Origin of the sequence: Janthinobacterium lividum (genome assembly GCF_034424625.1) — a bacterium.
Lineage (GTDB): Bacteria > Pseudomonadota > Gammaproteobacteria > Burkholderiales > Burkholderiaceae_D > Janthinobacterium > Janthinobacterium lividum.
Map to the genome: position 1 here is coordinate 5,175,192 of NZ_CP139976.1, position 25,583 is coordinate 5,200,774.

The following is a 25,583-nucleotide window of genomic DNA, read 5'->3' on the forward strand; positions in this document are numbered from 1 at the left end:
ACGAAAAAATCGAGCAAATCCTCCTGCCATAAACGGGAGGTTCTTCTGATGTAGATCAATACGTCGACTTCTATAGTGAACGTACCAGTGTCCATTCCGCCACCAGTCGCAGTCCACCGAGACGGAGTACAACATGCGTTTTGACAAGTACCTCCCCTCGCGCCTGGCCACGTATCTGCAAGGCAAGGAAAAAGCGGCGTTTTACCGCTATGCGCTGACGGCGGCGCTGGTGGTGGTGGTCTGCATCATCGGACTGCTGGCATTGGGGCAAAGTCCATGATGCCACCGTTCACGGCAACCATGTTGTTCAACCTTTGTCGTTCCCTGCAGTTCTCTTTTACTCTAGGAGTCATCATGAATTTCATCAAAAATTTCATCCGCGAAGAAGATGGCGTGACCGCGATTGAATATGGCCTGATCGCCGCCTTGATCGCCGTCGTCATCATCGCCTCGGTCACCATCGTCGGCACGCAACTGAGAACGACGTTCACGAAGATCGGTACGGCCCTGACCACTGCCAATGCCTAAGCGCTGCACTCCGGGCAAGGCAGCCGCCTTGTCCGGAGTGCAGCAGGCGGCACAGCCGGCACGCCGCCTTGACCGCCCACCCGCATTGCCATCCATCGACTGCGAGGCCCATCGTGAATTCTCTGCTGTCCTGCCTGTACGAGGAAACTGCCGTCACGGCGCTGGAATACGCGCTTCTGGCAGGACTGCTGGCCGTGGTCATCGTCGCTGCCGTGAGCCTGGCCGGCGACAGTCTGGCCCTGCTGTTTACCACCATCAAGGACCAGGTCATCCTGGCGCTGTCATGACTATCCCATCGAGCCTGCGCGCATCCCTGCACAGCCACCGCGCGCTGCTGCTGCTGGTGCTGGCCTACACGGCCGTGGTCCTGCTGCTGGCCGGCAGCAAGCCGACACGCCACGATATCGCCCCCCTGCTGGCCAGCTTTGCCCTGGCCGCGCTGACCGGCCCCGTCTTCCTGCTGTGCGCCTGGACAGGCTACGTCATGTGCGCGCTGCGCCCCGCGCGCCTGTGCCATTTCCTGTACCAGGCACTGCGCCGCTACCTGCGCCGCGAGCGCCTGCTGCATGCGCTGCCTGCGCTGCTGCTCGTGCCGCTGTTCGCTCTCAGCTTTACCACGTTCAAGGCCGCCATTCCCCGCCTGCATCCATATGACTGGGACGCCCGCCTGTCGACCATCGACGTCGCCCTGCATGGCGGCACGGCTCCGTGGGTCTGGCTGCAGCCGCTGCTGGGCCATCCCCTGCTGACGGGCCTGTTGAACGCGGCTTACCATTTCTGGTTCCTGCTGTTTTACGCCCTGCTGTACTGGCTCATCCTCGATACCCGGCGCCCCCTGCTGCGCATGCAGTTCTTGCTCAGCTTTACCATTTCCTGGATCGTCCTGGGCAGCGTGGTGGCCGTCCTGTTTTCCTCCGCCGGACCCTGCTATTACGGCCACTTCCATGCCAGCGATCCGTATGCACCGCTGATGGCTTACCTGCAGGAAAGCAACCACCGCGTTCCCGTCTGGGCCCTGCAGGTACAGGACATGCTATGGCAGGGCTACCAGAGCGGCGGCAGCGTTGGCGAACTGGGCATTTCTGCCATGCCCAGCATGCACGTGGCCACCTCCGTACTGATGGCCCTGGTCGCCTGGCCCATCCGCCGTATCGCCGGCATCGCCCTGGCCGCCTTTACCGTGCTGATCATGCTCGGCTCGGTCCACCTGGGCTGGCATTACGCGCTGGACGGCTACGTGGGAGCGGCCGGCGCCGTCGTGATCTGGCAAGCGGTGGGCCTGGTCCTGCGCAGGCGCGGCGCGCCAGCCAGCCTGTCGCTGGGCATCGCCCCCTGCCTCAACAAGGAAGGGCTGACGCCATGAACGCCCATCCTGCCATGCTGCTGTGCCTGTTCACCCTGGCCGGCCTGCTGGCCGCCGCCCTGTGGCACGACCTGCGCAGCCGCCGCATCCCCAACCGCCTGGTGCTGTGCGGCACGCTGGCAGGGCTGCTGCTGAACACTGCCGTGCCAGCTGGCAGCGGCCTGTTCGACCCCGCATTCGGCGGCCTGGGCCTGTTGCAGGCGCTGGCCGGCGCCGGCGCCGGACTGGCCCTGCTGCTACCCATGTATCTGCTGCGCGCTCTGGGCGCCGGCGACGTCAAGCTGATGGCCATGTGCGGCGCCTTCCTGGGGCCACTCGGCATACTCGAAGCCGTGCTGCTGACCTGCCTGGCCGGCGGCGTGCTGGCGCTGGCCGCCGCGCTGGCAGGGCGGCGCCTGCGGCAGGTCCTGAAAAACACCTGCGACATGCTGCTGGGCGCCCTGCTGCACAGCCTTGCCGGCGGCGTTGCCAGCATCGCCGAACCGCCGGCCGCCAGCGGCAGGCTGGCGTATGCCTTCGCCATCGCCAGCGGTACGGGATTGCAACTCTTCCTCCATTACACGCAACTGTGGAGCTTGCGCTGAACGGCGCGCCACCCAACCGGGACTACGACCATGGAAAACATCGCCACTCTGTTCAGTTCACGCCGCGTCAGCCACGCCTGCAGCATCTTCATGGCTTGCCTGTGGAGCGTGTTTGCCTGGGTCCATGTGCTGGCCTATCAGCACAGCGGCGACTGGAGCTATCTGCTGTTCTGCGGCGCCGAAACCATCTCGGCCCTGCTGTTCATCGTGCGCACTGCGCCCGTCAGCGTCTCGACCGATGCGGGCGACTGGCTGCTGGCCGTCGGCGCCACCTTCGCGCCGTTCTTTTTCTCGCCATCCGAGATGACCATCTGGCCCGCTGCGCGCTACCTGCTGGCCTTCGGCTGCGCCCTGCAGATCGCCGGCCTGCTGTCGCTGAACCGCAGCTTCGGCCTGGTGGCGGCGCAGCGCAACATCAAGACGCACGGCATGTACCGCTTCGTGCGCCATCCCGTGTACTCCAGCTATGTGGTGTCGTCGACCGCCTATCTGCTCAGCAATGCATCGCCCGGCAACACGGCCGTGTATGCGGTCGCCATGCTGCTGCTGGTGCTGCGCCTGCTGCGCGAAGAGCGCTTCCTGTCCACCGACGTGCGCTACCGCGTGTACATGCGGCAAGTGAAATACCGGCTGCTGCCCTTCATCTTCTGACCTCGCCACCCGGCAAAAGGAGCGATCATCATGCCCGATACCTACCCAGAAGCGCCTGCCGACGGCAGCATCATGCCGGCCATGCAGCGCGCACCGCGCAACGTGGCCGAAACGGGCCTGCCCTTCCTGTTCCTGGTGGAACTGCTGGTGAAAGTGATGTTCCTGCGCGGCCAGATCGGCTTGCCGGCCCTGTCGTCGCATGTCAAACTGGGCGCCGGCGTGCTCGAACCGCTGCTGACCTTCATGCGCGCCGAAAAACTGTGCGAAGTGCAGCGCAACGGCTACAGCGGCACGGACGCCGACCAGCACTACCACCTGGTCGACCAGGGCCGCCTGCGCGCCGCCGACTATTTGCGGCGCAATGCCTACAGCGGCCCCGCCCCCGTCACCCTGGCCCACTACAGCGCGCAGGTGCTGGCGCAAAGCGTGGCGCACATGCAGGTCACGCGCGAAAGCATGATGCAGCAGTTCCACGACGTGGTGGCCTGCACCTCGGTGCTCGACCAGCTGGGCGCGGCCATGAATTCGGGCCGCGCCCTGTTCCTGCACGGCCCCGCCGGCAGCGGCAAGACCTACCTGGCCGAGCGCCTGCACGGTTTACTCAGCGGCTCCATCGCCCTGCCGCACGCCGTGATGGTCGATGGCGAAGTGCTGCCCTTCCTCGACCCCATGCTGCACACGCTGGCTGCCGACGTGGCCCCGCCGGCCGACCCGCGCTGGGTGCGCGCATCGCGTCCCACGGTGCTGACGGGCGGCGAACTGACGCTCGACATGCTCGACCTGCAATTCGATCCCGGTGCCCGCCTGTACCAGGCGCCGCCGCACCTGAAGGCGAACAACGGCATCTTCATCATCGATGACCTGGGCCGCCAGCGCTGCTCGCCCGTGGAACTGATGAACCGCTGGATCGTGCCGATGGCGCGCCGCGTCGATTACCTGTCGCTGCACACGGGCTACAAGTTTCCCGTGCCCTTCGACGTCATCGTGGTCTTCTCCTCGAACCTGGCGCCGCAGCAGCTGGCCGACGACTCCTTCCTGCGCCGCATCGGCTACAAGATCCATGTCGGCGAATTGAGCGGCTACCACTACGAAGCCGTGTTCCGCCACGTCTGCGAACAATTCGGCATGACTTTCAACCATGCCGCCTACCACTACCTGCTGCAGCTGCACGGCCAGCACGCGCGGCCCCTGCTGGCCTGCTATCCACGCGACATCCTGGCCCAGCTATGCGACGTGGCCCGCTATGAAGGCCGCCCGCCCCGGCTCGAGGCCGACGCGCTGCACTGGGCCTGGAACAATTATTTCGGCGCCGCCGACGGCTCCGCCGGCATCCAGAACGGACCGGCTGCGGTCCTGCATAAAGGAGTATCAAAATGAGAAACGCACGCGCTCTGACGATGATGGCCTTTGCGGTCATCCTGGCGTTCGTGGCGGTCATCGTGGCCGCGCGCTGGATCAATGCCCAGGCTTCGGGCAATACCAACAAGGTCGCTGTCGCCCTGGTCGACATCAGCCTGGGCGCGCGCATCGCGCCGGAAATGGTGCGCATGGTCGACTGGCCCAGCAGCGCGCTGCCGCCGGGCGCCATCAACGACCCGAAACTGCTCGATGCGCGCGTCACGCGCACCAGCATCCAGCACGGCGAACCGATCATGGAGAGCAAGCTGGCGCCCCCCGGCACCCAGGGCGGCCTGTCGGCCGTGGTGGGCGAAGGCAAGCGCGCCATGACGGTGCGTGTCAATGACGTGGTCGGCGTGGCCGGCTTCGCCCTGCCCGGCAATTATGTCGATATCCTCGTCAACACGCAAGACGACGCAGCCAAGACGGGCACCGGGCGCGACCCCAGCATCTCCAAAATCGTGCTCGAACGCATACTCGTGCTGGCCATCGCGCAGGAATCGAACCGCGACGACACCAAGCCCAAGGTGGTCAATGCCGTGACCCTGGAGCTGACGCCCGACCAGACGGAAAAACTCGACCTGGCGCGCAGCGTGGGCACCCTCTCGCTGGTGCTGCGCAACCAGATTGAAGACAAACCCGTCAACACGGACGGCGCCACCAAGACCAGCCTGCTTGACGCCAAGGTCGCCGCCCAGGTGGCCGCACCCGCTCCCCGGCCAGTCGTGCGCCGCCGCGTGGTGCAAGGACCCGCCGGGCCGCAAGTCGATGTCATCAAGGGGCTGGAACGCAGCTCCCAACAATTCTGAACAACGCCACGCCGATCATCATCCGATCCGCACCACGAGGAGCATGCCATGAGCACCATGAGCAAACTGAGCACAGCAAACGGGAGCCGCATCCTGCGCATGGCACTCGCCATCGCCGCCATCGGCGCCCTGATCCCGGCCGCCCATGGCGAAGCGGGCGCACCGGCCACGTCGCCGGGCCTGTCGGCCACGCCGCCCGGCGCAACGGCGGCCCCCGCGGCAGCGGCAACTGTCAGCACGCCGCCGCCGAAGGTCGTGCGCCGTGCGCCGCGCATGAAGCCCGTGGCGCAGCAAGCCATGCTGGACCAGGTGGGTGGACGCGCCGAACTGTCGCGCAACATGGCCCTGGCCGAAGGCAAGTCCACCCTGATGCACCTGCCGTTTCCTGTCGCCCGCGTCTCGGTGGGCGATCCGCGCATCGCCGACGTGATCCTGCTCAATACCACCGATGTCTACCTGCTGGGCAAATCCGTGGGCACGACCAACCTGATCGTGTGGAACCGCAATAATGAAGCGAGCATCATCGACCTGTCCGTCAGCATCGACGCCAGCCTGCTGCAGGCGCGCCTGGCCGAACTGCTGCCGAATGAAAAAGATCTGCGCGTGACGGTGGCCGGCGATACCCTGATCCTGTCGGGCGTCGTCAGCGACACCGTCAAGGCCGACCAGGCGATGTCGCTGGCCAACGCGTATGCGCAGCGCGGTTCGAGGCCGGCTGCCGGCGCCGCTGCCGGCGGTGCGGCGCCCATGGCCGCGGCCGGCGCAGCGCCCGACCCTTCGGGCGGGCCATCGGCCTCGCCGCGCGTGATCAACCTGATGGCGATCGCCGCGCCACAACAGGTGATGCTGGAAGTGAAGGTGGCGGAAGTGTCGAAAACCCTGGTCGACCAACTGGGCGCCAACCTGGGCTTGAGCAAGACCATCGGCGGCTGGACCTATTCGCTGCTGTCGAACTTGCTCAGCAACAACCCCAGCGGCTTCGGCGCCAACAACAGCCGCAATGGCAATTTCCTGGGCCTCGATGCGCAGAAGCGCGATGGCTTGATCAAGGTGCTGGCCGAACCGAACATCATGGCCATCAGCGGCCAGGAAGCCAGTTTCCTCGCCGGCGGCAAGATCTTCATCCCCGTCAGCCAGACCAACAACGGCGGTACGCCCACCATCACGCTGGAAGAAAAAGAGTTTGGCGTGGCCGTCAAATTCACCCCCACCGTGCTCGAAGGGGGACGCATCAACCTGAAGGTGTCGCCGGAAGTGTCAGACCTGAACAAGGAAGGCATCGGCATCACGGCCACCGGCATCTCGACCACCGCCATCCTGCCCTCGTTTACCACGCGGCGCGCCACCACCACGGTGCAGCTGTTCGACGGCCAGAGCTTCGCCATCGGCGGCTTGATCAAAAACAATGTGACCAGCAATATCAAGGCCTTGCCGGGCCTGGGTGAAGTGCCCGTGCTGGGCGCCCTGTTCCGCAGCACGGACTTCCAGACGGACCGCTCGGAACTGGTCTTCATCATCACGCCGCACCTGGTCAAGCCGCTGCCGCCCGACTACAAGCTGCCCACCGATCCGTATGTGCAGCCCACGCGCGGCGACATGTTCATGCAAGGCAAGATGGAAGGCACGGCGCCAGCGCCAGCGCCACAGCCAGCGCCAGCACCGATGCCGATGCCGGCACCAGCGTCCGCTCCGCCGCCGGCAGCCCTGGCAGCCCCCGTACCGCCTGCCCTGCCGGCAGCCATGCCCGTCACCACGCCGACGGCGGGTAACAACGACGTGCCGCAATATCGCGCCGTGCCGAAAGCCGATGCGGGCACGCCGTCGGCCAGCGTCATCGATGATCTCAAATAGGAGCATCCCCATGAAAACCTTCGCAACCACCCTGCCCCGCTGCCTGTTGTGCGCTGCGGCGATCGGCGCGCTGGCCGGCTGTGCCGCCACCACCACCCCGGTGCTCGACAGCCATTTCGGCGAGTCGGTGACCTTGCTCAAGCAGCAGCAGATCCTGTATCCGAACGCCGTCTACAACAACAATCCCGTGCTGGGCCTCGATGGCAAGGCGGCCGTCAGCGGCTACAAGCTGTACCAGAAATCGTACAGCGCCCCCGACCCGATTCCCGACGTGCTGACCATCGGCGTCAGCAAACGCTGAGCCGCGTCGCATCCACCCCAGCCACTGCCGGAGCTTGCCGTGAAAATCTTCATTATCTCCAGTAACGAAAAACAACTGGCCGCGATGACGGCGCTGTTGCGCGAGCGCCACCCGGGCGACGATATCGACAGCGCCGTCGGCAGCCTGGAACGGCTGGCCGGCACGGCTGAAATGGCTGCGCCAGACGTGCTGCTGCTGGCGCAGCCAGTCATCGACGAAACCGACCTGGTGCGCATCGAACGCCTGGCCAGCCGCCAGCCCGCCATGGCCATCATCCTGCAGTGCCAGCAGCAGGGCAGCGACTTCCTGCTGCAAGCCATGCGCGCGGGCGTGCGCGAAGTGCTGCCGCAAGCCGACAACGGCGTCGCCCTGAATACGGCGCTGCAACGCATCGAGGACAAGAGCACGCGCCACGTGCGGCGCGATGGCAAGATCATCGCCTTCGTCTCGTGCAAGGGCGGCAGCGGCGCTACCTTCCTCGCCGCCAACCTGGCATATGCGCTGGCGCAGGACAAGCAGCGCGTGGCGCTGTTCGACCTGAACCTGCAGTTTGGCGATGCGGCGCTGTTTGTCTCGGATCAGAAGCCGGCCGCCACGCTGTCGCACGTGGCACAGCAGATCCACCGCCTCGACCCCTCCTTCCTCACCGCCAGCATGGTGCAGGTGACGCCGAATTTCAGCATCCTGGCCGCTCCCGAAGATCCGGGCCACGCGAGCGACATCAAGCCCGAGCACATCGACCAGCTGCTGCATCTGGCGCGCCACGAATATGACTTCATCGTGCTCGACACGGGCCGCGGCCTCGATGCCGTCAGCGTGCGCGCGCTCGATCACGCCGACATGATCTGCCCCGTGGTACAGGCAACCCTGCCCTACATCCGCGATGGCAAGCGGCTGCTGCAGGTGTTCCAGTCGCTGGAATACCCGGCCAGCAAGATTCACCTGATCCTGAACCGCCATGCGGGCGCCGATGAAATCCGCGGGCGCGACCTGGAAACAGCCTATGGCCAGCACATCTTCCACGCCATGCCAAATCACTACGCGGTGGCGGCAGCCTCGGTCAACCAGGGCGTGCCCGTACTGAAGCTGGCGCCCGGCAGCCCGCTGGCCAAATCACTGCAGGAGTGTGCGCGCAAGCTGGGCGGCACGCGCGCGGCCAGCGCGCCTGGCCTGTTTTCACGCCTGTTCCAGCGTAACAGGCCCATCCATCTTCGAGGGGAAACAGCATGAGCATCGACATCAATGGCGCCGGCCCCAGCCTGCGCGAACGCCTCGGCAGCGCCCCGGCCGCGAACGGCAATACGGCCTTCGGCACCGTGCGCGGCGGCAGCATCGACAATCCCGCCTACCAGGAACTCAAGCAGCACGTGCACCAGTCCCTGCTCGACCGCATCGACCTGGAAGGCATGCAACGCCTGTCCCAGGAACAGATACGCGACGACCTGAAGGTCCTGGTGGGGCGCCTGCTGGAAGAAGACAGCGTCGTCATCAACGACCTGGAGCGGCGCACCCTGGTGCGCGACATCCAGGACGAAGTGCTGGGCTTTGGCCCGCTTGAACCGCTGCTCAACGACCCCACCGTCTCGGACATCCTCGTCAACACGCACCGCCAGGTATATGTCGAACGCCATGGCCAGCTCGAGCTGAGCGACATCCGCTTCACCGACGATGCGCACCTGATGAAGATCATCGACAAGATCGTCTCGCGCGTGGGGCGGCGCATCGATGAGTCGAGCCCCATGGTCGATGCGCGCCTGCCGGACGGTTCGCGCGTGAACGCCATCATCCCGCCGCTGGCCATCGACGGGCCCGTGATGTCGATACGGCGCTTTTCGGCCCAGCCGCTGCGGCTTTCCGACCTGGTCGAGCATCACAGCCTGACGGCCGAAATGGCGCAAATCCTGCAGGGCCTGGGCAAGGCCAAGATCAATATCCTGATCTCGGGCGGCACGGGTAGCGGCAAGACCACCATGCTCAATGCGATATCGGGCTTCATCAGCGGCACCGAACGCATCGTCACCATCGAGGATGCGGCGGAGCTGCAAATGCAGCAGCCGCACGTAATACGCCTGGAAACCCGGCCAGCGAACATCGAAGGCAAGGGCGAAGTGACGCAGCGCGCGCTGGTGCGCAATGCCCTGCGCATGCGGCCCGACCGCATCATCCTGGGCGAGGTGCGCGGTGCCGAGGCGCTCGACATGCTGCAGGCGATGAATACGGGTCATGAGGGATCGATGGCCACCATCCACGCCAACACCCCGCGCGATGCACTGACGCGGCTGGAAAACATGATCAGCATGGCCGCCTCCATGTTGCCGGGCAAGGCCATGCGCCAGCAGATCAGCGCAGCCATCGGCGTGGTGGTGCAGGTGGCGCGCCTGACGGACGGCAAGCGCAAGGTGGTGTCGATCCAGGAGATCACGGGCATGGAAGGCGAGATGATCACCATGCAGGAAATCTTCACGTTCCGCCAGACGGGTGTGGCCCAGGACGGTGCCGTCAGCGGCCACTTCCAGGCCAGCGGCGTGCGTCCCCGCTTCCTCGACCGTCTGCGCGCCTTTGGCGTGGTCGTGCCGGAAAGCCTGTTCGATCCCAACCGCCAATACCATTGAGGAGCCACGCCATGGACACCAGTTATTACGTCTTCGGGGCCCTCATCTTCATCGCCGTGCTGCTGCTCGTCACGGGCCTGTACCAGAGCTGGAACAATGTGCGCGGGCCGGAATCGGAACGGGTGGCGCGGCGCCTGCGCGTGATGTCGGCCGGGGCCCACGCGGGCGAGCAGAACACGTCGATGATCAAGCAGCGCCTGCTCAGCGACACACCGGCGCTGCAGAAGCTGCTGCTGGAAGTACCGCGCGTGCATGCACTCGACCGCCTGCTGGAACAGTCAGGGCTGACGTGGAGCGTGGCACAGTGGGCCATGCTGGTGCTGCTGGCCTTCCTCGTCGGCCTGGTCGGCGCCAGCCTGATCGACTTGCCCTGGCTGCTGCGCCTGCTGGTAGCGGCCGCCTGTGCGCTGCTGCCCCTGTACTACATCGAGCGCGCCAAGGCGCACCGCCTGCAGCGCATCGGCCAGCAGTTGCCAGACGCGCTGGAACTCATGAGCCGCGCCCTGCGCGCCGGCCATGCCTTTCCCACGGCCCTGAAAATGGTCGGCGAGGAAATGAACGCGCCGCTGGCCGACGAATTTCGCATCGCCTTCGACGAAGTCAACTTCGGCATCGCCATGCCGGACGCGCTGATGAACCTGGCCACGCGCGTGCCCAGCACGGATGTGCGCTATTTCGTCATCGCCGTGCTGATCCAGCGCGAGACGGGTGGCAATCTGTCGGAATTGCTCGATAGCATCAGTCACATCATCCGCGAACGCATCAAGCTGCTGGGGCAGGTACGCGTGCTGTCGGCCGAGGCGCGGCTGTCGGCCTGGATCCTGGCGCTGCTGCCATTCGGCGCGGCAGCCATGATCCAGCTGACCAACCCCACCTTCCTGGAGCTGCTGTATCGCGATCCCGGCGGACAGAAGATGCTGGTCGGCGCCCTGCTGCTGATGCTGGTCGGCGTCATCGTCATGCGCAAGGTGATCCATATCCGGGTGTGATTTTTTGAAGGGAATGACATCATGACTACCTTGCAAATGGGCTTTCTCGGCTTGCTGTTTGTCGCCGTCTTCGCTGGTGCCATGTTCGTGCTGCTGCTGGCCGTGCCCGACCCGCTGCGCCAGCGCCTCGACAGCGTGGGTGCTGCAGCGCCGGGCGGCGCCCGCCACTGGCTGGTGCACTTCGTCAAGCTGAGCGGACCACTGGCGCGCCTGTCCCTGCCCGAAGACGGCTGGGAGACATCGAAAATACGCTTGCGTTTCATGCATGCGGGACTGCGTCACCCATCGGCGCCGCTGCTGTATTTTGGCGCCAAGACGGCCCTCGCCGTGGGCCTGCCCGTGCTGCTGTTCCTGGGCCTGAGCGTGGCAGGCGTGCATTACAGCGGCACTGCCTTGCTGCTGTGGCTGCTACTAGCGGCCGCGTTCGGCTACTACCTGCCGAACGCCTGGCTGAACCGCCGCATCCGCCTGCGCCAGCGCGACATCTTTGAAAGTTTCCCCGATGCGCTGGACCTGATGACGGTGTGCGTGGAAGCGGGCCTGGCCATGGACGCGGCACTGGCGCGGGTGGCATCCGAAATCACGCTGAAAAGCGCCGTGCTGGCCGAAGAACTGCACCTGCTGACCCTGGAGCTGCGCGCCGGCAACTCGAAGGAACGGGCCTTGCGCAACTTGGCCCTGCGCACGGGCGTGGAAGATGTCGATGCCCTCGTCGCCATGCTGATCCAGGCCGAACGCTTCGGCACCAGCATCGCCGCCTCGCTGCGCGTGCAATCGGATCAGCTGCGCACCAAGCGGCGCCAGCTGGCCGAAGAGCAGGCCGCCAAAATTGCCCTGAAGCTGCTGTTCCCGCTGATCTTCTTCATTTTCCCGTCGCTGCTGGTGGTCCTCATGGGGCCCGCTTTCCTGCAAATCTACCGCGTGCTGCTGCCTGGCATGGCCGGGGGCAATTAGGACAGCAGCCTCCTCCCCGCCTGCCCCCGCCAGCCAGCGCTGGCGGGGCCAAAGGTCTGCCCCACGACTCTCCCCGCCGTTTGCCTGTTCTCCTACCTCCCTGCATTGCCCTTGCCACTGAAACACGAGTTCCTGCAACGCTGCCGGGCGCCTCAGGCACTGCGCATGGCACCGGGCCGCTGGGCCGCACGGGCACGGTAAGCGATTCCAGCCTTTGCCTCCGCGTTACGGATGGCGTCGGGATGTACCCGGGCCAAGCCCCTGTGGGCAATCAGCGGCCAACCGACCGATCATGGATGGCCAAGAGCAGAAAACAGGCCGGATTTGGCTGACCAAAACCTTCAGGACCAAGGTCTGCCTATCGCCACGGGGTGCTCCGCCATACGGCACGACTATCCCGCTGCATGCGCCATCGATTCCTCGGCGAGTGAGGTTCAGCGGCACAGCGGCATGGTGTGCGGGCGGCAGCCGAAATGCACAGGCATAAAAAAGGGCCGGAGGGGATATCCGGCCCTGGCCATCTGTTTTGCGTATCTACATGCTGATACGCAAAATGGCAGAAGCAAGTTTCTCGAAGCAAGGTTTCAACTCATCCGAGTTTGCCGCGTGACAATAGATGCCCACTGGCTGGCCGGCGCCGGCTTTCACGCAGCGCGACAAGGCGTCCGGTGTGTTGGCCATGCATTTCAGGATATCTTCGCCCTTGTCACTGGGAGCGGGTCCATTCGCTTTCGTCAGCTCGCTTCCGAGTCCGAGGGTAAATACGTACATACCTTCAGCACGGGCCTTGGCGGCCATCGCCTCGAGCAGGTTGCGCGAAGCCCGGTTGATATTGATCCAGGTAGCCGCGTTGCTGCTGGTATCGTTGGTGACGGAGCGAGGCGTGGCCGTGATGACGGGGAACTCCTGCAAGGCCGGCAAGTTCGTGGGATTGTGCGCGTTATACCATTGCGGCAAGGCGGCCGCATCAAGGTTCTTGACGATGTTCGAACCCTGGTTGCACTTGCCGGCCGCCGTCGTGCCCTGTTTGTTGATCAGCCACAGGCCAGCCGGCGTGCCGGTGCTGGTGCCGTCGCCCGTCACCAGCGAGCCTGCCGTGGTGCAGTCGGCCGGCGTCTTGAACTTGAAGACGGAGGAAATGGTATTGGGCGAACCGTCGGAAAAAAACACGATCACGCGCAGGCTGGAGCGGTTGGCCAGGGCGATGCTGTTGAGCTGATCGCGCCCGTTCCATACGCCTTCTGCCGAATTCGTCAAGCCGTCAAACGAATACTTGCCAATGGTGGTCTTCATGCCCGCCTGGTCGAAACCGCGCGCCACCTTGCTGATCGGTGCATCGACTTCAGCGCCGTAGGAAAAATGGATCAGGGCCATGCGGTCCAGCGCGGGGTTGAACTTGCTGAGAAACAGCTGCGCACTGCTGATGACGGTGGCGCCGACGGGCGCCAGCGACCCCGAGGTATCCATCACGAAGGCCAGGTCCAGGTCCTTGCGGATGGTCTGCGCCGAGGCGCTGACCGTCAGCAAATTGAAGCCCAGCACGCGCATCAGTGTCACGGGCACGACGGCCGTGGCCGCCGCATCGATCGTCACCTTGCCAGCGTCAAAGGTCACGCTGGGATCGTTGAAGGTGGGCGTGGCACCCAGGTAGCCGGTGGGAAAATTCGCGGCAAAAAACTTCTGCGCCGCCGCCTGGGCGCTGGCCCGCTGCGCCGCCTCGCCGACGCCTTGCGTGACGGCGCGCGCGGCGGCGATGCTGGCCGCATCAACGGCCGCATTGAGCTTGGAGCGGATGATGAAACCCAGGCCGGAATCGATGGCCAGGCCCACCGCGCCGATCAGCACCACCATCGACAGGCCGATGACGATCAGAACTTGTCCCTTTTGTTTTCCAGTCCGCCTGCGTATGCTTTTCATGATGTTCTCCCGGCGCCTGCACGGCCGCCTGCGCAATGATGACAGCGTGTCTAAAAAATGGTCTTGGCATACAGATTGCCGCTCAGCTGGGGTGTTTGCGCACCAAAGCCCAGGTTCATGCCAGCAAACAGGATGTTGGCGCGATACAGTCCCTCGACGACATAAATGACTTCGCCATTGGCCAGCTGGTTGCTCATGGCATCGTTGATGGGCGAACCCGCGCTGGGGATGCTGGTGCACTTGCCCGTGCCGTCGCTGGCCCAGCTGCCGCAGCTCCACACCTTGCTGGCCTGCTGCGGTCCGTTGGTCCAGCGATAATGTTCGAGAATGACGTTCTGCTTGCCGGGGCCATTACCCATGATCTTGCTGATGTACATGCTGCCATTTCTGGCCATGTCCAGCGGCGGCGTCGTCATCGCCAGCGCCGTCATGATGGTTTGCGGATCCTGCGACGAGCGCGACGCCAGGTTCGCGCCTTCGCGGCTCAGGTTGGTCAATATCATGTCACCCTGTACGATGCGCGCCAGGTCGAAGACGGGCACGGCCATCATCAGCAGGAAGGGCAGCACCAGGGCGAACTCCACGGCGGCCACGCCCTGCTGACGCCGCACGCGCCGGGAAAGTGTAGGAGGTAGCATCAGAAGGCCTCGTTACGCATGGTGGCAGCGACGCTGAACGAGTACTGGCCGGGCGCGCTGGTGGAGGTTTTAGGATTGAGCAGGGCCATCAGACGCCAGGCGGGCGTGATGACGGGCCAGGTACAGTTCACCTGCAAGACGACGATATCGCCGGCCGCGCCAAACATATTGTTGTTGTACGAGGAAGGCGCTTGCGATACGCCATTGACCACTACCACTGGGCTGACCATCGCATACAGGCCCAGCGAGCTGTCGTTGATCTTTCTCAGCACCGCTTCATAACGCTGCTTGTTGGCGCTGGCGGGATCGAGGTTGTTTTGTCCCGTAATCGAGTAGCGGGCCCCTTCGCGCACGGCATACTGCATCGTCAGGTTGACCCAGAACATGACCCCCAGTTCCATGATCATGGCGATGAGGAAAAACAGGATGGGGGCGATCAAGGCAAATTCCACCATCGCAGCGCCACGTGGGCGATTTTTCAGGCACAACTTTCTCCTACAGCTGTTTCTAGTCTGCATGATTTACTCGCTTGGACAGGTTGCTCTCGGTCTTCCGCCGAAGTTGCAATAAAACCAAATAAATTGTTCTTTGAATAATTTAATTTAGGTAATGCAAAGCCGAAAGTCAAGGTCTGAATACATGCAAATTACATACAAATTCACGCGTACACAAAATAACGATCGGAAACGAAATTAGCGCGGAAGCAAGCGGCGGTCGGCAGGGTTGATCAGGAAGCCTTGCAGGATATCCTGCAGCTGCGGCAGTTTCGCCACGTAGGCGGGTATGCCCAGCTGGCGCGCGCCGAAGTAGTGGGCGATGATGTCGCCCTGCTGCTCCATGTTGAAGTCGGACAGGACGCCGCCAGCCTGCGCATCGTAGCGGTAGGCGCGTTGCCCGATGTAGCCGCCGCGCAGCGCCAGCAGCACGCCATGCAGCAGCACGCCGTAGCCGAGCTGGTACTGCCACACGTGCACCATCTCATGGATGAAGAACAGCTTGCCGCTGTTGCCTTCGCGGGAAAAATCGTCGCGGTACTGGGCCGGCATGAAGTGCAGGCTGCCACGCGGCGTCATGGCCGTGTTCTGGTCCTGCAAGCCAAACGGAAGAAAGGAGCCGCGCACGACGCGCACGCGCGCGTAGTCGATGGCGCCCTGGAAGACGCTGCGGGCCATGGCGGTTTCGCCGATGGTGAGGGGACGGCGCAAGACTCGCATGAGAGAAAGAAATAAAGCGCGGCAAGCGGGAAGCCTGCCGCGCCGGAGCTGCTTACGCTGAACGCAGGCCGCTGGCTGCTTTCGCGATTTCCGTGATGCGGTCCCAGTTGCCGGCCGCGATCGCGTCTTTCGGCGTCAGCCACGAACCGCCCACGCAGGCGACGTTCTTGCACGCCAGGAACTGCGACGCCGTCTCTTGCGAGATGCCGCCCGTCGGGCAGAACGTGATGTCCGGCAGCGGGCCGTAAATCGCGTTGAGCATGCCGATGCCGCCCGCCGGCACGGCCGGGAACAGTTTCAGCTGCTGGAAGCCATTTTCACGCGCCGCCATCACTTCGCCTGGCGTCATCACGCCTGGAAGCAACGGCAGGCCGCTGCTTTTCGCCGCCGCCACCAGGGCGGAAGTCAGGCCTGGCGAGACGCCGAAGACGGCACCCGCATCGCGCGCCTGCGCGAATTCCTCGGGACGGGTCAAGGTACCGACGCCGACGATGGCGCCCGGCACTGCCGACATGGCGCGGATCGCCTCGAGGCCGTGCTTGGTGCGCAGGGTCACTTCCAGCACGCGGATGCCGCCCGCCACCAGCGCGCGCGCCAGCGGTACGGCGTGTTCAGGATCGTCGATCGCAATCACGGGGATCACGCTCGAAGTGCGCATAATTTCCAGTAGTGTCATGGTCATCTCTTATTTCCTAGCCAAAAAGTCTTCATCGGAACCCGGTACGGTATCACCGACATTGTCGGCGTCGTGCAAGGCGACGGTGGTGGGAATCGGCGACGGCAGGCCGAAGGTGGTGGCACCCTCTTCCGCCGCGCTGACGGTGGAACGGAACATGGAAAACAGCTCGCGGCCCATGCCGACGTGGTTCGGCGACAAGTCGGCCGTGACCAGCGAACGGGCGTGCCAGACATCGGCCGGCACCAGCGCTTCCAATACGCCGGTAAAGGCGTCGAGACGGATGATGTCGCCGTCGCGCACCAGGCCCAGCGGGCCGCCGGCGAGAATCTCCGGCGAGACGTGGATGGCGGCCGGCACCTTGCCCGATGCGCCCGACATGCGGCCATCGGTGACCAGCGCCACGTGGCGGCCCGCATCCTGCAGGTTGGCCAGCGCCGGGGTCAGCGCATGCAGTTCCGGCATGCCGTTGGCGCGCGGGCCCTGGAAGCGCAGCACGGCAACGAAATCGCGGTCCAGGGTGCCCGCCTTGTAGGCGGCCATGAAATCTTCCTGCGAATTGAACACCAGCGCCGGCGCTTCCACCGTGCGGTGCTGCGGCTTGACGGCCGAGACCTTCATCACGGCGCGGCCCAGGTTACCCGCGACCAGGACCATGCCGCCGTCCGGCGCGAACGGGTTCGAGGCGGGGCGCAGCACGTTTTCGTCGGCGCTGGCAGCCGGTGCATCTTTCCAGAAAACCTTGCCGTCTTCGCCGAGGAACGGCTCCATGCAGTGGGCGCGCAAGCCGTGGCCCAGGATGGTGTTGACGTCGTCGTGCAGCAAGCCCGCGTCCAGCAGTTCGCGGATCAGATAGCCCGTGCCGCCGGCCGCGTGGAAATGGTTCACATCGGCGTCGCCGTTCGGGTAGATGCGCGTGAGCATCGGCACGATGGCCGACAGTTCATTGAAATCGTTCCAGTCGATGACGATGCCGGCCGCCTTGGCGATGGCCACCAGGTGCAGGGTGTGGTTGGTCGAACCGCCCGTGGCCAGCAAGCCCACGACGGCGTTGACGATACATTTCTCGTCAACGATATGGCCGACCGGCAAGTAGCTGGCGCTTTGCGCCGTGATGACGGCGGCGCGCTGGGCGGCCGCTCTTGTGAGCGCATCGCGCAGCGGGGTATTCGGCGTGATGAAGGCGGCGCCCGGCAAGTGCAGGCCCATCACTTCCATCAGCATCTGGTTGCTGTTCGCGGTACCGTAGAAGGTACAGGTGCCGGCGCCGTGGTAGGCTTTCGATTCGCCTTCGAGCAAGTCTTCACGCGTGGCCTTGCCTTGCGCATACAGCTGGCGCACCTTGGCTTTTTCCTGATTCGACAGGCCCGACGTCATCGGACCGGCCGGCACGAAAACGGCCGGCAAATGGCCGAAGTGCAGCGCGCCGATCAACAGGCCCGGCACGATCTTGTCGCACACGCCCAGGTACAGGGCCGAATCGAACATATTGTGCGACAGCGCCACGGCCGTCGACATGGCGATGGTGTCGCGCGAGAACAGCGACAGTTCCATGCCCGGCTGGCCTTGCGTCACGCCATCACACATGGCGGGCACGCCGCCGGCGAACTGGGCCACGGCGCCTACTTCGCGCACGGCTTGCTTGATGATCTGCGGGAAGCCTTCAAACGGCTGGTGCGCCGACAGCATGTCGTTGTACGAGGAAACGATGGCCACGGAAGGCTTCTTGTATTCCTTCAGCGACAGCTTGTCGTTGGCGGGAAAGGCGGCAAAGCCGTGCGCCAGGTTGGTGCACGACAGGGCGCCGCGCTGCACGCCCTGGATGCGGGCAGCATCCAGATGCGCCAGGTAGGCGCCGCGCGATGGCCGGCTGCGCGCGATGATGCGCGCTGTTACGGATTCGACTACTGGATGCAGCGCCATATGGATTTCCTTAAAAATGAGTATTTCGTGAAATTTTACTACAAAATGGTCGTGCAGAAGCACTCTTGCAGTGGCCAGTGGCAGAAATAATCCATTTTTCCACGACCTTTCAAGGCAAAACAACAGCGTGCCACGCCCACTCGTCTTGCGTGCCTATCTATTGCAGCACGGATAAAACGCTGAAAAAACGCTGAAAATGCCAGGCGCCTGCACAAACTGTAGTGAAATTACGTTTTTCTGATGTATTATTCTCATACCAATGCCGGATCCGCTGTTCGCCATCAAGAACGCGCCGCGCCCCTTTCAACCGAGACAAGCACCCAAGCCGACCGCCATGCGCCAGCCAGCACCTACTCCTGCCATCACCGCCACCGCCAGTTTCCAGTCCCTGCAAGCACATGGCGCCAGCCTGCGCGACGTGCATCTGCGCCAGCTGTTCGCGGCCGACCCCGCGCGTTTCTCGACGATGACGGTCGATGCGGCCGGCCTGCTGCTCGATTACTCGAAGAACCGTGTCGACGCCACCGCCATGCGTCTGCTGATGGACCTGGCCCGCGAGCGCGGCGTGGAAGCGCAGCGCGAAGCCATGTTCACTGGCGAGAAAATCAATCTTACCGAACATCGGGCCGTTCTGCATACCGCCTTGCGCGCGCCACGCGGCACCAAGCTGGTGGTCGACGGCCAGGATATCGATACCGACGTGCAAGATGTGCTGCAACGCGTCAAGGCGTTTACGGACAAGGTGCGCAATGGCAGCTGGCTCGGCTACACGGGCAAGCCGATTTGCGACATCGTCAACATCGGCATCGGCGGCTCGGACCTGGGCCCGAAAATGGCTTGCCTGGCCCTGCGCTCGTATGCCAACCCGGGCCTGGAAATGCACTTTGTTTCCAACGTCGACGGCCACGACATGGAAGCGACCCTGTCGAAAGTCGATCCGGAAACGACCCTGTTCATCGTGGCCTCGAAAACCTTCGTTACGGCCGAAACCATGCTCAACGCCAACACGGCGCGCGCCTGGTTCCTGCTCGAAGGCGAAGAAAAGGATCTGGCCCAACATTTTGTGGCCGTTTCGACCAACACGCAAGCCATCGTCGACTTCGGCATTTCGCCGGACAACATGTTCCCTTTCTGGGACTGGGTCGGCGGCCGTTACTCCGTCTGGTCGTCGATCGGCCTGGCCGTGGCCCTGTCCATCGGCTTTGAATACTTCAGCGATTTCCTCGCCGGCGCGCATGCGATGGACCAGCACTTCCGCCAGGCGCCGCTGGAACAGAACATGCCCGTCGTGCTGGCCATGGTGGGCTTCTGGAACCGCCAGTTCCTCGATTGCGGCTCCGTTTCCATCGCGCCATACCACCAGGACTTGAGCCGCTTTGCCGCCTATTTGCAACAGCTGGACATGGAAAGCAACGGCAAGCGCGTCACCAAGGATGGCGTGCCCGTCGACGGGCCGACCGGCCCCGTCATCTGGGGCGACTGCGGCACGAATGCGCAGCATGCGTACTTCCAGCTGCTGCACCAGGGCACGGACATCACGCCCATCGATTTCATCGCCGCCCTGCGCGCCACGCACGATTTACCGGGCCACCACGACGCCCTGCTGGCGAACTGCTTTGCCCAGTCGGAAGCCTTCATGACGGGCAAGACGGGCGATGAGGTGCGTCTTGATCTGCAGGCGCAAGGCTTGCCGGACAGCGAGATCGAGGCGCTGGTGCCGCACAAGACCTTCCCCGGCAACCGCCCCAGCAACACCATTTTGATGGACCAGCTGACCCCGACCACCCTGGGCGCCCTGATCGCGCTGTACGAACACAAGACCTTCGTGCAGGGCGTCTTGTGGAACGTCAACAGTTTCGACCAGTGGGGCGTGGAACTGGGCAAGGTACTGGCCAAGAAAATCCAGGCCGAACTGACGGGCGAAGCCCGTCCCGACCACCACGACAGCTCGACCAATGGCTTGATTGCGCTGGCTAAAGCTGCAAAAGCCGCATACTAAAAGAGATAGATGAATATTTACGAAATTAAAGTAGTGAGCGACAAACCCATGCAAGTGGGCGAATGCCCGCTATGGCATGGCAAGGAAGCGGCCCTGTACTGGGTCGACATCGATGGCCGCGCCGTGCACCGCCTGCACCCCGCCAGCGGCAAGCATGACCAGTGGAGCATGCCGACGGAACCGTCGGCGCTGGCGATCAACGCGGGCGGCGGCCTGATCGTGGCCTTGCGCAGCGGTTTTGCCCACCTCGACACGAAGACGGGCAGCCTGGCGGAAATCGCCCCGGCGCCGTTCGACATGGCCACCACGCGCTTCAACGATGGCAAGGTCGACCCGGCAGGCCGTTTCTGGGTCGGCACGATTTTCGAGCCGCGCAACGCCGATGCGGCGGAAATGTTCGTGCTGGAAAAGGGACAAGTGCGCAAGGTCTGGTCGGGCGGCATGACCGTCTCGAACGGCCTGGGCTTTTCCCCCGACAAGCGCACCATGTACCACTCGGATACCACCACGCACCGCATCGACCGCTACCATTTCGATGCGGCCAGCGGAGCCATTTCCGCGCCGCAGCCGTTCCAGCGTTTTTCCATGGACAAGAAAGCTGCGGACTACGGCGGGCGCCCCGATGGCGCGGCCGTCGACAGCGAAGGCAATTACTGGTCGGCCATGTTTGAAGGCGGCAAGATCTTGCGCTTCGCCCCCGATGGCCAACTGCTGGGCGAAATTACCGTGCCCGTGCGCTGCCCCACCATGGTGACGTTTGGCGGCCCCGACCTGCGCACCCTGTACATCACCAGCGCCAGCCATAACCGCTCGGCCGAGGAAATTGCCAACTACCCTTTGACCGGCCACGTGCTGTCCGTGCGCGTGGACGTGGCGGGCCAGCCGGAGACGGCTTACCAGGCGTAATCGTTTCAAACATGAAAAAGCGCCGGTACCTGCGAGGGTCCGGCGCTTTTTTTACGATCACGTAAGTCGGATTAGCGGGGCAAGGTCCCGCGTAATCCGACAACAGTGTTGGCCATGGTGGCGTCGGATGACGCGGCGTACGCCGCTAATCCGACCTACGGTTGCTTCAGCTTACCGCGCCAGCACCTTGCGGATGGTTTCAGCCAATTCAGCCGCCACGAATTTCGCCACATAACCATCGGCACCCACGCCCTTGACGTGGTCTTCGTTGGTCGAGCCCGTCAGCGACGAGTGGATCACCACGGGGATGTTGGCGAAGCGGCCATCGTTCTTGATGTTGCGCGTCAGGGTAAAGCCATCCATTTCCGGCATTTCCAGGTCGGTCAGCACCAGCGCCACCTTGTCTTTCGCCCTCTTGCCTTCCGTGGCCGCCTGGGCCGAGATGGCCTGCAGGCGTTCCCATGCTTCCTTGCCCGTCTTGGTCATGATGAAAGGCACGCCCATCGCTTCGAGGCCCTTTTCGATCAGCGAACGGGCCAGCGAGGAATCGTCGGCCGCGAGGATCACGGCGCCGGCAGGCAAGCGCACTTGCGGGCCGATGCTGTTCTCGTCCACGTCCGGGTCGCCCGACGGCAGCACGTTGCGCAGGATTTGTTCCACGTCCAGCACTTGCGCCAGGCGCGTCTTGTCCGTGTCGCCATCGAGGCGCGCGATGCTGGTGACGAGGCCGCCACCGACACTCGATTCGGCCGACAGCACCTGGTTCCATTCCAGGCGCACGATTTCATCGACCTCCTCCACGGCAAACGCCTGTGTCGAGCGGGCAAATTCGGTCACCATCAGTATCTTCAAGCCATTGCTCTTGCAGCCGACCGCCATCGGCAAGTCGATCACGGGCACGATCTGGCCACGGATATTGACCACGCCCAGCATGTGCGGGTGCGAACCGGCCACGGCCGTGATGGCCGGCATTTCCATGATTTCACGGACTTTGAACACATTGATGCCGAATAGTTCGCGGCTGGTCGAGTGATCACTGGTACCCAGCTTGAACAGGAACAGTTCGAATTTGTTATTGCCTGTCAGGCTCGTGCGTTCATCGACATCTTGCTGCATTGAATTCATTGTGTCCCCTTGAGCCGTCTTGTAAAGTTAAGTCGCCTGCCCTGATGCTGCGGACAGTGCGGACTGCACGTCGCATGGACGTCGGATGGCGGGTTCGGGGCATGGCCGGCGCTAGCGGTGCAGTGTATATCGTACAATTTCTTACAACCAATAGTTGCTATCGATTCGAGCTTGAATTATACGGTTTTTTACTTTCTTCAAAGCTACTTTACGCTGCCAACAGCGATCCTGACAGCATTTCTTGATTTGCTTGTTGCTACAGCGCAAATGATGACGGAGAGAACTAGAAATTTCCCTGGTAACCATGGTTGCTTTGAAAAGGCTATGAAAAGCAGGACACCGCGCCGGCACCGGCGAACGGCATATAATGGCCATGCCGGCGCCGCTGGCGGGCATACCGGGCAAAATGGCGACGGCAGGGGCTGGAATGTAGTAAAATTTCTTGCAATTGCCTGTTCTACGTAGTAAATTTACACCACCGATTATAGTAGCGACAGACTGGCACTTCCGGTCGGCTTCCTCCCCGCTCCGGCCCTTTTACTTTTGCGACGACACTCACTTATGGCACTTACCGATTTTGACCTGGTCCTGTTTGGCGGCAGCGGCGATTTAGCAATGCGCAAATTGTTGCCTGCAATGTATGCGCGCGACGTCGCGAACGATTTGCCGCCGACGGCGCGCATCATCTGCGTGGGCCGCCAGGACAGCGGCCAGGATGCCTTCCTGAAAATGGTGGAAAGCAACTCGCGTCCCCACATCAAGGCCAGCACCCTGAATGCCGCCACCTGGAGCAAATTCTGCGCGCGCATCGTGTATGTGTCGCTCAACGCCAGCGATGCGGCCACGTATGCACCGCTGGTCGAAGCGCTGCGCGGCGATGCCGACCTGACGCGCGTGTATTACCTGGCGACGCCGCCGCATCTGTTCGCCCTCATCTGCGACAACCTGGAAGACAACGGCCTGGTGACGCCGAACTCGCGCGTGGTGCTGGAAAAGCCGCTGGGCCGCGACCTGGCCAGCGCCAAGCAGATCAATGCCGAAGTGGGCAAGGTTTTCCAGGAATCGCAGATCTACCGTATCGACCATTACCTGGGCAAGGAAACCGTGCAGAACTTGCTGGCCCTGCGCTTCGGCAATATCCTGTTCGAACCGCTGTGGCGCCGCGAATGGATTTCCGACGTGCAGATCACCATCGCCGAGAAACTGGGCGTGGGCAACCGCATGGGTTACTACGACACGTCGGGCGCGCTGCGCGACATGCTGCAAAACCACTTGCTGCAACTGCTGTGCATCGTCGCCATGGAACCGCCGACCTCGATCGCGCCGGACGCCGTGCGCGATGAAAAGCTGCAAGTGCTGCGCTCGCTGAAAAAATTCACGCCCACCACCCTGGCGCAAAACATCGTGCGCGGCCAGTACCGCGCCGGCCACGTCGATGGCGCCACCGTGCCGAGCTACCGCGACGAGCCGGATGCGCCGGAACATTCGCGCACCGAAACCTTCGTGGCGCTGAAGGCGGAAATCGACACCTGGCGCTGGGCCGGCGTGCCGTTCTACCTGCGCACGGGCAAGCGCATGGCCGACAGTCTGGCCGAGATCGTCGTGCGCTTCAAGCAGATTCCGCACTCGATCTTCAACCAGCCGACGTCCAGCTTCCAGCCGAACTGCCTGGTGATCCGTTTGCAGCCGGACGAAGGCTTGCGCATGAACCTGATGGCGAAAACCCCGGGCGACGGCATGCGCTTGAAACCGGCGGAACTGGAACTCGATTTCCGCGAATCGTTCAAGACCCCGCGCATGGACGCCTACGAGCGTTTGCTGCTCGACGTCCTGCGCGGCCAGCTGACCCTGTTCATGCGCGGCGACGAACTGGAAGCGGCCTGGGAATGGGTCGAGCCGATTCTCGACAACTGGGAACAGAACGACAGCGCGCCGATTCCGTACACGGCCGGCACCTGGGGCCCTGCGGCCGCCAGCGCCCTGATCGGCCGCGATGGCTTGCAGTGGCGTGAAGAAGCGCTTCCTGAAGACTAGTTTGGAAGCGCAAGGAGTCTGGCCTTGCAAGGCCAGACCGTTACGCAGGCGTGGAGCGGTGCTCCACGAAACCCCTGCTTCACCCCTGCCTGAAGACTAGTTTGGCAGCGCAAGGAGCCTGCCCATACATGGGCAGGCCGTTACGCAGACGCGGAGTGGTGCTCTGCGAAACCCCTGCTTCACCGCTTCCCGAAAACAGAAGACAAATTTAATGCTGCTTGACTCCATCCGCACACAGCTCGATTCGCTCTCCAAGTCGGAGAAGAAGGTCGCGCTAGCCGTGCTTGACCAGCCTAACCAGACGGTTAGCCAGAACATCACGGCGCTGGCGAAAAGCGCGCAGGTATCGGAACCGACCGTGGTGCGCTTTTGCCGCACCCTGGGTTATGACGGCTGGCATGAATTCAAGCTGAAGCTGGCGCAGGGCCTGGCCCTGGCCATGCCGGGCGCAAACGAGCAGCCGGCGCAGGACGACCTGGCGGCCGACCTGGTAAATAAAATCTGCAGCCGTTCGATCAACACCCTGCTCGACCTGCGCAACAACCTGAACCCGGAAGCGATCCAGCGCGCGCTCGACATCCTGTCGCGCGCCAGCAAGATCGAATTCTATGGCCAGGGCACGTCGGGCATCGTGGCGGCCGACGCGCAGCACAAGTTCTTCCGCTCGGGCGTGCCGACGGTGGCCTACAGCGACCCGAACATCCACAGTATCGCGGCGGCCCTGCTGCGCGGCGGCGACTGCCTGGTGGCCATCTCGCAGCGCGGCAACAGCCCCGCCCTGGTCCGCTCCGTGAAACTGGCGCGCCGCGGCGGCGCCGACGTCGTCGTGCTGGCCCCATCGGGCACGCCGCTGGCCGACCTGGCGACCGTGCTGATCCCGATCGACCTGGTCTTCAACACCGACCCCTACACCCCGATTTCCGCCCGCCTGGCCTACCTGGTCGTGATCGACGTGCTGGCCGTGGGCCTGGCCCTGCAACGGGGTCCGGAGTTCCGCAAGAAGATGCAGAATGCGCAGAAGGCGCTGCAGGAATTCGACATGCAGTTCGATTCCTTCATCGGCTGATTCCATGCCGGCGCCAGCCGGTTGCCCATCCGTCATTCCCTGTGA

The 25,583-nt window shown here is 63.6% G+C and carries 25 protein-coding genes; 18 read left to right on the forward strand and 7 right to left on the reverse strand.

What is annotated here, in order from left to right; all coding sequences use genetic code 11:
* Window positions 1-133 precede the first annotated feature (133 nt).
* The 14 genes from U0004_RS23330 to U0004_RS23395 all read left to right on the forward strand — a co-directional run bounded on the left by U0004_RS23330 (window position 134) and on the right by U0004_RS23395 (window position 12,040).
* Complete coding sequence (locus U0004_RS23330; RefSeq protein ID WP_167468693.1) at window positions 134-280, forward strand: hypothetical protein; 147 nt, start codon at window positions 134-136, stop codon at window positions 278-280.
* Between the two features lie 74 nt (window positions 281-354).
* On the forward strand, window positions 355-528 hold the full coding sequence (locus U0004_RS23335) for a Flp family type IVb pilin (RefSeq protein WP_070260429.1): 174 nt from the start codon (window positions 355-357) through the stop codon (window positions 526-528).
* Between the two features lie 113 nt (window positions 529-641).
* On the forward strand, window positions 642-815 hold the full coding sequence (locus U0004_RS23340) for a Flp family type IVb pilin (RefSeq protein WP_115057567.1): 174 nt from the start codon (window positions 642-644) through the stop codon (window positions 813-815).
* Window positions 812-1,891 carry a phosphatase PAP2 family protein gene (locus U0004_RS23345; RefSeq protein ID WP_070260431.1) on the forward strand — a complete coding sequence of 360 codons (1,080 nt, stop codon included), beginning with the start codon at window positions 812-814 and terminating at the stop codon, window positions 1,889-1,891. Before U0004_RS23340 ends, U0004_RS23345 begins: the two co-directional genes overlap by 4 nt.
* Entirely contained in the window at window positions 1,888-2,475 is a 588-nt protein-coding gene (locus U0004_RS23350) for a prepilin peptidase (RefSeq protein WP_231958372.1), read from the forward strand. The genes U0004_RS23345 and U0004_RS23350 overlap by 4 nt, the downstream gene beginning before the upstream one ends.
* Window positions 2,476-2,505: 30 nt before the next feature.
* Window positions 2,506-3,126 (forward strand): isoprenylcysteine carboxylmethyltransferase family protein, encoded by a 621-nt coding sequence (locus U0004_RS23355; RefSeq protein WP_070260433.1) that lies wholly within the window; start codon window positions 2,506-2,508, stop codon window positions 3,124-3,126.
* Window positions 3,127-3,156: 30 nt separating this feature from the next.
* Window positions 3,157-4,503: an ATP-binding protein gene (locus U0004_RS23360; RefSeq protein ID WP_070260435.1), complete on the forward strand. Its 1,347-nt coding sequence runs from the start codon at window positions 3,157-3,159 to the stop codon at window positions 4,501-4,503.
* Window positions 4,500-5,333, forward strand: a complete 834-nt coding sequence (gene cpaB, locus U0004_RS23365; protein WP_070260437.1) for a Flp pilus assembly protein CpaB — start codon at window positions 4,500-4,502, stop codon at window positions 5,331-5,333. Before U0004_RS23360 ends, cpaB begins: the two co-directional genes overlap by 4 nt.
* Window positions 5,334-5,381: 48 nt before the next feature.
* The gene (locus tag U0004_RS23370; RefSeq protein ID WP_231958365.1) at window positions 5,382-7,184 is read left to right on the forward strand and encodes a type II and III secretion system protein family protein; all 1,803 of its coding nucleotides are present in this window, start codon (window positions 5,382-5,384) and stop codon (window positions 7,182-7,184) included.
* Between the two features lie 10 nt (window positions 7,185-7,194).
* Window positions 7,195-7,485, forward strand: coding sequence for a hypothetical protein (locus U0004_RS23375; RefSeq protein WP_070260441.1), 291 nt, complete (start codon window positions 7,195-7,197; stop codon window positions 7,483-7,485).
* Window positions 7,486-7,524: 39 nt separating this feature from the next.
* A complete protein-coding gene (locus U0004_RS23380) occupies window positions 7,525-8,715 on the forward strand; it encodes an AAA family ATPase (RefSeq protein ID WP_070260443.1) in 1,191 nt (396 codons plus the stop codon).
* On the forward strand, window positions 8,712-10,097 hold the full coding sequence (locus tag U0004_RS23385; RefSeq protein ID WP_070260444.1) for a CpaF family protein: 1,386 nt from the start codon (window positions 8,712-8,714) through the stop codon (window positions 10,095-10,097). The genes U0004_RS23380 and U0004_RS23385 overlap by 4 nt, the downstream gene beginning before the upstream one ends.
* A gap of 11 nt (window positions 10,098-10,108) precedes the next feature.
* Entirely contained in the window at window positions 10,109-11,086 is a 978-nt protein-coding gene (locus tag U0004_RS23390) for a type II secretion system F family protein (RefSeq protein ID WP_070260445.1), read from the forward strand.
* Between the two features lie 21 nt (window positions 11,087-11,107).
* The gene (locus U0004_RS23395; RefSeq protein ID WP_070260447.1) at window positions 11,108-12,040 is read left to right on the forward strand and encodes a type II secretion system F family protein; all 933 of its coding nucleotides are present in this window, start codon (window positions 11,108-11,110) and stop codon (window positions 12,038-12,040) included.
* Window positions 12,041-12,574: 534 nt separating this feature from the next.
* On the opposite strand, the gene U0004_RS23400 is transcribed toward U0004_RS23395, so the two are convergent.
* The 6 genes from U0004_RS23400 to edd all read right to left on the reverse strand — a co-directional run bounded on the left by U0004_RS23400 (window position 12,575) and on the right by edd (window position 18,408).
* Window positions 12,575-13,957 carry a vWA domain-containing protein gene (locus U0004_RS23400; RefSeq protein ID WP_070260449.1) on the reverse strand — a complete coding sequence of 461 codons (1,383 nt, stop codon included), beginning with the start codon at window positions 13,955-13,957 and terminating at the stop codon, window positions 12,575-12,577.
* 50 nt (window positions 13,958-14,007) lie between these two features.
* Window positions 14,008-14,595, reverse strand: coding sequence for a TadE/TadG family type IV pilus assembly protein (locus tag U0004_RS23405; RefSeq protein ID WP_070260451.1), 588 nt, complete (start codon window positions 14,593-14,595; stop codon window positions 14,008-14,010).
* A complete protein-coding gene (locus U0004_RS23410) occupies window positions 14,595-15,050 on the reverse strand; it encodes a TadE family protein (protein WP_231958363.1) in 456 nt (151 codons plus the stop codon). Before U0004_RS23410 ends, U0004_RS23405 begins: the two co-directional genes overlap by 1 nt.
* A gap of 237 nt (window positions 15,051-15,287) precedes the next feature.
* Window positions 15,288-15,800 carry a hypothetical protein gene (locus U0004_RS23415; RefSeq protein ID WP_081345913.1) on the reverse strand — a complete coding sequence of 171 codons (513 nt, stop codon included), beginning with the start codon at window positions 15,798-15,800 and terminating at the stop codon, window positions 15,288-15,290.
* Window positions 15,801-15,861: 61 nt separating this feature from the next.
* The gene (eda, locus tag U0004_RS23420) at window positions 15,862-16,491 is read right to left on the reverse strand and encodes a bifunctional 4-hydroxy-2-oxoglutarate aldolase/2-dehydro-3-deoxy-phosphogluconate aldolase (RefSeq protein ID WP_070260457.1); all 630 of its coding nucleotides are present in this window, start codon (window positions 16,489-16,491) and stop codon (window positions 15,862-15,864) included.
* 3 nt (window positions 16,492-16,494) lie between these two features.
* On the reverse strand, window positions 16,495-18,408 hold the full coding sequence (edd, locus tag U0004_RS23425; protein ID WP_070260459.1) for a phosphogluconate dehydratase: 1,914 nt from the start codon (window positions 18,406-18,408) through the stop codon (window positions 16,495-16,497).
* A 334-nt stretch (window positions 18,409-18,742) separates the two neighbouring features.
* Between edd and pgi the strand changes: the two genes are divergently transcribed.
* Both pgi and U0004_RS23435 read left to right on the forward strand, forming a co-directional pair.
* Window positions 18,743-20,407 carry a glucose-6-phosphate isomerase gene (gene pgi / locus U0004_RS23430; RefSeq protein WP_070260486.1) on the forward strand — a complete coding sequence of 555 codons (1,665 nt, stop codon included), beginning with the start codon at window positions 18,743-18,745 and terminating at the stop codon, window positions 20,405-20,407.
* Between the two features lie 9 nt (window positions 20,408-20,416).
* Entirely contained in the window at window positions 20,417-21,313 is an 897-nt protein-coding gene (locus U0004_RS23435; protein ID WP_070260460.1) for an SMP-30/gluconolactonase/LRE family protein, read from the forward strand.
* Between the two features lie 171 nt (window positions 21,314-21,484).
* Here the strand turns inward: U0004_RS23435 and U0004_RS23440 are convergent, their stop codons facing one another.
* On the reverse strand, window positions 21,485-22,438 hold the full coding sequence (locus tag U0004_RS23440; RefSeq protein ID WP_070260462.1) for a chemotaxis protein: 954 nt from the start codon (window positions 22,436-22,438) through the stop codon (window positions 21,485-21,487).
* 561 nt (window positions 22,439-22,999) lie between these two features.
* Here U0004_RS23440 and zwf point away from each other — a divergent pair.
* Window positions 23,000-24,472, forward strand: a complete 1,473-nt coding sequence (gene zwf, locus U0004_RS23445; RefSeq protein ID WP_070260463.1) for a glucose-6-phosphate dehydrogenase — start codon at window positions 23,000-23,002, stop codon at window positions 24,470-24,472.
* Between the two features lie 211 nt (window positions 24,473-24,683).
* Window positions 24,684-25,538: an SIS domain-containing protein gene (locus tag U0004_RS23450; protein ID WP_034750862.1), complete on the forward strand. Its 855-nt coding sequence runs from the start codon at window positions 24,684-24,686 to the stop codon at window positions 25,536-25,538.
* Window positions 25,539-25,583: the final 45 nt, after the last annotated feature.